The following is a 6,914-nucleotide window of genomic DNA, read 5'->3' on the forward strand; positions in this document are numbered from 1 at the left end:
TGCCGCGTCGCCGTCTAGCCGACCCAGCAACGTGGGCATACGCCTTGCTATCTCCACAGCACTCCGCGCTTTCGGGCTTTACGCACAACAAGCCGTGCCGCGGACCTCGCCCGTTCCGATCCGATCCAGGAGCCACCCCATGACCCAACGCACTGAAACCCTCAAGCTCGGCCTGTTCCTGCGGGCCACCGGGCATCACATCGCCGCGTGGCGCGACAGCGGTTCCGAGGCCGACGCGGGCATTCGGCTGGGCCACTTCATTGATCTGGCGCGCAAGGCCGAGGCGGCCGGGTTCGACACGCTGTTCCTCGCGGACAGTGTTTCCGTGCGGGGCATCGATGCGCCGACGTTCGACCGGGTCATCGCGCCGAGCCTGAGCTTCGAGCCGCTGACGCTGTTGTCGGCACTGGCGACCGTGACCTCGCGCATCGGTCTGATCGCCACGGCCAGCACCAGCTACAGCGAGCCGTTCAACCTGGCGCGCCAGTTCGCCTCGCTGGACCAGATCAGCGGCGGTCGCGTGGGCTGGAACCTGGTCACCAGCAGCGACCCCGACGCAGCGAAGAATTTCGGCGGCGGGCATCAGGGCGAGCAAGCGGCGCACGCCGACCGCTACAGCCGGGCGCGGGAATTTCATGAGGTGGTCGACAAGTTGTGGGACAGCTGGGAGGACGACACGCTGCTGCTGGACAAGGACAGCGGCGTGTTTCTGGACCGCAGCAAGCTGCACCGGGCCGACCACCGGGGCGAGCACTTCCATGTGCGCGGGCCGCTGAACGTGCTGCGCTCGCCCCAGGGCAAACCGGTGCTGGTGCAGGCGGGTGCTTCCGAGGATGGGCGTGCGCTGGCGGCCGCGACCGCTGAAGCGATCTTCGCCGCGCACCAGAATATCGGCGACGCCCAGGCGTTCTACAGCGATATCAAATCCCGCGCGGCGGTGCTGGGGCGCAAACCCGAGCACATCAAGATTCTGCCCGGGGTGACGATCTTCACCGCGCCGACCTCCGCCGAAGCCCACGCCAAACATCAGCGCCTGCAGAATCTGGTGCACCCGGAAGTCGGCCTGAGTTTGCTGTCCGGGCTGCTCGGCGGCGTCGACCTCTCGCACCTGCCGCTGGACGGGCCGCTGCCCCAGGACCTGCCTGCCACCAACGCCTCGAAAAGCCGCCAGCAATTGATTCTGCAACTGGCCGCCGAGGGGCTGAGCATCCGCGAGCTGTACCTGCGGCTGGCCGGCGCACGGGGTCACTGGACCCTGGTCGGCTCACCCGAAGAAGTGGTCGATCAGCTGCAAGTGTGGTTTGAAGGGTACGGTGCCGACGGCTTCAACATCCTGCCGCCGACCTACCCCGAAGGACTGGACGATTTCATTGCGCTGATCCTGCCGGAGCTCAAACGCCGCGGCCTGGTGCCCGCCGATGGGCCGACCGGCAAGACCCTGCGCGAACGGCTGGGCCTGCCCTACCCGGCCCACCCGGCAACGCTTGCGCGCGGCGTTCTGCTAGCGGTTTGACGCATGACGCCTTCCCGGCTAAAGCCAGTCCTACAAGATGATCGCAGTCCCACCATGGGCTCACGGTCATTCAGTGGGACCGGCTTCAGCCGGGAAGAGGTCCTCGAGTACACCATCAATTTTGCGGTGTGACATCTGACGCCTTCCCGGCTAAAGCCAGTCCTACAAGATGATCGCAGTCCCACCATATGCTCGCGGTCATTCAGTGGGACCGGCTTCAGCCGGGAAGAGGCCCGTGCGTATACCATCAATTTTGCGTTGCAACATCTGATGCGTTCCCGGCTAAAGCCAGTCCTACAAGGTAATCGCGGTCCCACTATGTGCGCGCGGTCCCATTGGGCGGGTGCTGTGGGGACCCTGACAGACATCAGGGTGCCCGTTCCTGCCAAAGCCCCTTCGCCGCCGTTTCAAGCCGGACACGCTGCGTATACTCAAGCGCGACGAAGCACAGGACTTCGAACCGCCGGGGGCTACGATGCTGGACGAACATCAATCTCCTCTTTATGACCGCTTCCCGCCGCCAGCGGAACAAAACTGGCCGGAGGCGATTCGGCACCCTTCTCTGCAGCCCCTTGCGCACCCGGCCGCGCGCATCACTCCCGTCTGCCATCAGGACGCCGCCGCGCAAAGCGATTACGCCCAGAGCCTTCACACCCGCAAGATGGCCGAGTTCAGCGCCTCCATCGCCCATGAAATCTGCCAGCCTCTGCTGGGCATCGCCGCCAACGCCGCCGCCAGCCTGCGCTGGCTGCAGCGCGACGTGCCAGAGATCGAAGAGGCCATTGCCGGTCTGAAGGACATCCGCGCCGGCTGCGAACGCGCTGCCAACATCGTCAAGGCCCTGGGCGCGCTGGCCCGTCAGGCGCCTTTGCAGCTGCAGATCCTGAAGATTGATGACGTCATTCGCGAAGCCATCCGCCTCACCCAGCCTGCGCTTACCGCCCAGCGGGTGCGGCTCGAAACCGGTTTGTTCGTCGACCAATCCATCGTCGCCGACGCCGTGCAGTTGCAGCAATTGCTGGTGAACCTCATCACCAATGCCGTGGAGGCCATGGCCGGTAACCGCGACGCCGCTGTCCTGCGCATCAATTCGTTCACCCTCAATGACGGCGTTGAGGTGTGCGTCGAAGACAACGGTCCGGGCATCCCGGCAGACCGCCGCGAACAGATCTTCGGCGCGTTCTATACCACCAAGAGCAGCGGCCTCGGCGTCGGGCTGGCGATCTGTCGCGCGGTGGTAGACGCCCATCAAGGGCGCATCTGGGCACAAGCCTCGGCCAGCGGCGGCGCACGCATCCGCGTTCAGCTGCCGACGTGCTGTTATTGAAAGGCTGCCCGTCCTCTAGCCATCCCCCAACGACGCCTCATCGAGCCCGTGCCGATCAGCCGCGGCAGGCACGCCGCACATCCCCGATTTCGTCCAAACGCCAATCATTCACATTCGTTCGCGCAATCCCCTAGAATGCCGCCTGGATTCAGGCTCGTGCCCCCTGCGCTGGCAGTGGCGGTAACAGAAAGGCGATCAAGGCATGCGCGACATTCCAAAGCAGAAAACAGTGGCGGTGGTGCTGTTCAACGAAGTGCTCATGCTCGACGTGACCGGCCCCATGGACGTTTTTTCGATTTCCAATCGACTGCTGGCGCCGGAGAAGCAGTACCGACTGATCACCGTGGCCGAACCCCCGCTGCTCATCCGCAGCTCCTGTGGGCTCAAGGCTCAGGCAGACCTGGCGCTGGACGATCTCCCAGCCGACATCGACCTGCTGCTGGTCCCCGGCGGACCGGGCGCGTACGGCGTCAGCCATCCGCAACTCAACGCCTGGTTGCCTACCGCCGCCCAGAGCGCCCGGCGTTTCGGGGCGATCTGCACCGGCGCGTTTCTGCTGGGTGACGCCGGTCTGCTCGACGGCTACCGCTGCACCACCCACTGGAACTACGTTGAGCGGTTGGCTCGGCGCTTTCCCGCCTCCCGGGTCGAAACCGAGCAGATCTACGTGGTCGACCGCAACCTGATCACTTCCGGCGGCATTACAGCGGGGATCGACATGGCCTTGGCCATCGTCGCCGAAGACCACGGCAAAGAGGTCGCGCTGGAGGTCGCCAAAGTGCTGCTGGTGGTGATGAAGCGTCAGGGCGGACAAACGCCCTACGGCCCGTTGCTGGCGGCGGTGCCCCGGGATGACAGCGCGATCGCCCGGGTGCAGGCCTACGTCGTGGACCACATTGATGAGCCCTACACCGTGCAGCGCATGGCCGACCTGGCGGCGATGAGCCCGCGCAATTTCGCTCGGGCGTTCCAGCGCGAAGTCAGCCTGACGCCCATGCAATTTCTGCTCAACGCGCGCATCGACCATTCACGCAAACTGCTGGAAGGCAGCGACCTGCCCCTCAAGGTCGTGGCCAGTCGCTGCGGCTTTGGCAGCGCGCGGCACATGCGCAAGGCGTTCAGCGAGCGCATTGGCGTGACGCCCGGACAATACCGTCAGCAGTTCGGCGGCGACTGAACGAGTGCGCGCGTCAGTCATCTGATCTTCAAGGGCGGCCATTGCGCCGCACACTCGCAAACAAGCTCGCAGACACGCACACTGCGCTGCTTGTCTGAAACACACACCGTTCAATCGCTGGAAGGACTTGCCCATGACCACCCACACCGAAACCGCGCTGCTTGCCGGAGGCTGCTTCTGGGGCATGCAGGACTTGCTGCGCCGCTACCCCGGCGTCGTCTCGACCCGCGTCGGCTACTCCGGTGGCGACGTTGACAACGCCACTTATCGCAACCACGGCACCCACGCCGAAGCCATCGAAATCGTCTTCGACCCCGAGCAGATTTCCTACCGCAAAATCCTGGAATTCTTCTTCCAGATTCATGACCCGTCGACCCCGAACCGCCAGGGCAATGACCGGGGCGTGAGCTATCGCTCGGCGATTTTCTACCTTAACGAACAGCAGAAAGCCGTGGCCCTGGACACCGTGGCCGATGTCGATGCCTCTGGCCTGTGGCCGGGCAAAGTCGTCACCGAAATTGCCCCGGCCGGACCGTTCTGGGAAGCCGAACCCGAGCATCAGGATTACCTGGAGCGCATCCCCAACGGCTACACCTGCCATTTCATTCGCCCAAACTGGACACTGCCGGTGCGGGACAAGGCCACCACAGCCTGATTGGGTTTACTTTGACGGGGGGCCGCTTGCCAGAGCGGTCCCTCGAACATCACGGTCATCGCTGAGGCACATTTTCCGAATCTCATCCGTGCATAAACTAATAACCAAACGATATTTAGCCATTTCTTTTTAGAACATTATGATTCGTGGCTTGCGCCCTTTCGCGCCTCACTCGCCACGAGTTCGCCATGCCCATTCTTCGTACCATCGCTGGCACTTTCATTCGAAACGCATTGCTGACCGGTCTGGTCGCTGCGATGGCGAGCGGTTTCGCGCTGTCGGCGAGTGCTCGAGAAACGGTGCGCATCGGCTACCAGAAATCCTCCACCCTGATCACCCTGCTCAAGACCCAAGGCACCCTTGAGGAGGCACTGGGGAAAGACAACATTGACATCACCTGGCACGAGTTCCCCAGCGGTCTGCCCCTGCTTGAAGCCCTGAACGTCGGCAATGTCGACATCAGCGCGGACGTCGCCGATACCGTGCCGATCTTCGCCCAGGCCGCGAAGGCCAAGCTCACCTATTTTGCTGAAGAGTCGCCCTCGCCCGCCGCCCAGGCCATCGTTGTGCGCAATGATTCGCCGATCCGCCAGTTGTCGGATTTGAGAGGCAAGAAGATCGCCGTGACCAAGGCGGCCGGCACCCATTACCTGTTGATCGCCGCGCTGAGCAAGGCCGGGCTGTCGTTCGCCGATATCCAGCCGGCGTACCTGTCCCCCGCAGACGGCCGGGCGGCGTTCGAGAATGGCAAGGTCGACGCCTGGGTGACGTGGGAACCCTTCCTCACCAGCGTGCAGCGCCAGTTGCCGACGCGCACGTTGACTGACGGCGTCGGCCTGGCAAGTTACAAGCGCTATTACCTGACCAGCACGCCCTACGCCAAGGCGCATCCCGAGGTGCTGAAGCGGGTTTACGAACAGCTGCAACAGGCCGGCGGCTGGATCAAAGGCCACCCCCGGGAAGCCGCGCAAGTGCTCGGCCCGCTATGGGGCAATCTGGACGTGGAAACCGTCGAGGCCGCCAACGCCCATCGCAGTTATCAGGTCGAGCCGGTGAAGGCCGACCAACTGGGCGAACAACAGAAGATCGCTGATGCCTTTTTCAAGGCCGGGCTATTGCCCACTGCTGTGGATGCCAAGGACGTGGACATCTGGACGCCATGAATGGAGCACCTGGCGTTGCCAACCGCTGCACCTGACCCTTCATTCCCACTCTTGAGCGCACTTGATGAAAGGCTTAAAACCGCTGTCGCTGTCTGCCGTACTCGGCTCCGCCCTGCTGCTGAATGCCGTGTTTTCGTTCTCCGCCGTCGCCGGCCTGCTGGAAAAGGGCCGCAGTCAGGGCCTGACCGCCGGCATCGCCAATGAGCAACCCTACGCGTACGTGGGCACTGACGGGAAAATCGTCGGCGCCAACGTCGAAATCCTCCGGGCCATTCTGGAGCCCCTGGGCATCAGCAAGGTTGAACTGCCGATCACCGAGTTCGGCTCGCTGGTGCCGGGTCTTGCGGCAGGTCGTTTCGATCTGATCGGTGCCGGCCTGTTCATCAATCCGGCGCGCTGCAAAGTGATTGGCTATTCCAACCCGGTCACCCGTTCCGGCGGCGCGTTTCTGGTCAAGGCCGGCAACCCGCTGAAGCTGCACAGCCTCAAGGACGTCGCAGCCAACGGCAAGGCGCGGCTGGCGACCCAGCCCGGCAGCAATCAGGTGCAGGAAGCCAAGGACAGCGGCATCAGCAATGGCAACGTTGTGCTCTTCGACAAGGACACTGAAGCCCTCGCCGCGCTGCAGGCCGACCGCGTCGACGTGGTGTACTTCCCGGATGCCGAGATCATCGGCCTGCTGAAAAAAGCCGAGGGCACGCCGGTTGAACGGGCGCTGCCGTTCGAGCAGATCCCGGATGCCGACGGCAAACCGACCTGGAATTACCACGCCTACGGCCTGCCGAAAAACGATCCGGCGTTTACCCAGGCGTTCAATGAGCAACTGGCGAAACTGCGCGCTTCCGGCGACCTGCTGAAGATCCTGCAGAAATACGGCTACACCGAAAACGAACTGCCACCCGCAGACGTGACGGCCGAGCAGCGCTGCAACCGCTGATGCCAACCTGATGCTGATGCCGATGCCATTGTAGGACCGGCTTCAGCCGGGAAGGCGTCGGTGAGCACACCGCAAAATTGATGGCGCCTGCACGGGCCTCTTCCCCGCTGAAACCGGGGCGACACCCGGGTCGCGGGGCATG

6 protein-coding genes are annotated in these 6,914 nt (G+C 63.7%); all 6 read left to right on the top strand.

Features of this window, described 5'->3' with window-relative positions:
* Positions 1-139: 139 nt before the first annotated feature.
* Positions 140-1,513, top strand: a complete 1,374-nt coding sequence (locus QMX88_RS22125; protein ID WP_282372368.1) for an LLM class flavin-dependent oxidoreductase — start codon at positions 140-142, stop codon at positions 1,511-1,513.
* Positions 1,514-1,988: 475 nt separating this feature from the next.
* The gene (locus tag QMX88_RS22130; RefSeq protein ID WP_282372369.1) at positions 1,989-2,840 is read left to right on the top strand and encodes a sensor histidine kinase; all 852 of its coding nucleotides are present in this window, start codon (positions 1,989-1,991) and stop codon (positions 2,838-2,840) included.
* A 202-nt stretch (positions 2,841-3,042) separates the two neighbouring features.
* Positions 3,043-4,017 (top strand): GlxA family transcriptional regulator, encoded by a 975-nt coding sequence (locus QMX88_RS22135; protein WP_282372370.1) that lies wholly within the window; start codon positions 3,043-3,045, stop codon positions 4,015-4,017.
* 133 nt (positions 4,018-4,150) lie between these two features.
* Positions 4,151-4,672, top strand: coding sequence for a peptide-methionine (S)-S-oxide reductase MsrA (gene msrA, locus QMX88_RS22140; RefSeq protein WP_282372371.1), 522 nt, complete (start codon positions 4,151-4,153; stop codon positions 4,670-4,672).
* 257 nt (positions 4,673-4,929) lie between these two features.
* A complete protein-coding gene (locus QMX88_RS22145) occupies positions 4,930-5,835 on the top strand; it encodes an aliphatic sulfonate ABC transporter substrate-binding protein (protein WP_282372376.1) in 906 nt (301 codons plus the stop codon).
* A 64-nt stretch (positions 5,836-5,899) separates the two neighbouring features.
* Positions 5,900-6,772, top strand: a complete 873-nt coding sequence (gene ehuB / locus QMX88_RS22150) for an ectoine/hydroxyectoine ABC transporter substrate-binding protein EhuB (RefSeq protein WP_282372372.1) — start codon at positions 5,900-5,902, stop codon at positions 6,770-6,772.
* The last annotated feature ends 142 nt before the right edge of the window (positions 6,773-6,914 follow it).

Source organism: Pseudomonas sp. PS02290, assembly GCF_029960075.1.
Lineage (GTDB): Bacteria > Pseudomonadota > Gammaproteobacteria > Pseudomonadales > Pseudomonadaceae > Aquipseudomonas.

Coding starts and splice junctions, on each gene's coding strand:
- QMX88_RS22130 (WP_282372369.1), top strand. CDS start 1,989: ATGCTGGACGAACATCAATCTCCTCTTTATGACCGCTTCCCGCCGCCA.
- msrA (WP_282372371.1), top strand. CDS start 4,151: ATGACCACCCACACCGAAACCGCGCTGCTTGCCGGAGGCTGCTTCTGG.
- QMX88_RS22135 (WP_282372370.1), top strand. CDS start 3,043: ATGCGCGACATTCCAAAGCAGAAAACAGTGGCGGTGGTGCTGTTCAAC.
- QMX88_RS22145 (WP_282372376.1), top strand. CDS start 4,930: ATGGCGAGCGGTTTCGCGCTGTCGGCGAGTGCTCGAGAAACGGTGCGC.
- ehuB (WP_282372372.1), top strand. CDS start 5,900: ATGAAAGGCTTAAAACCGCTGTCGCTGTCTGCCGTACTCGGCTCCGCC.
- QMX88_RS22125 (WP_282372368.1), top strand. CDS start 140: ATGACCCAACGCACTGAAACCCTCAAGCTCGGCCTGTTCCTGCGGGCC.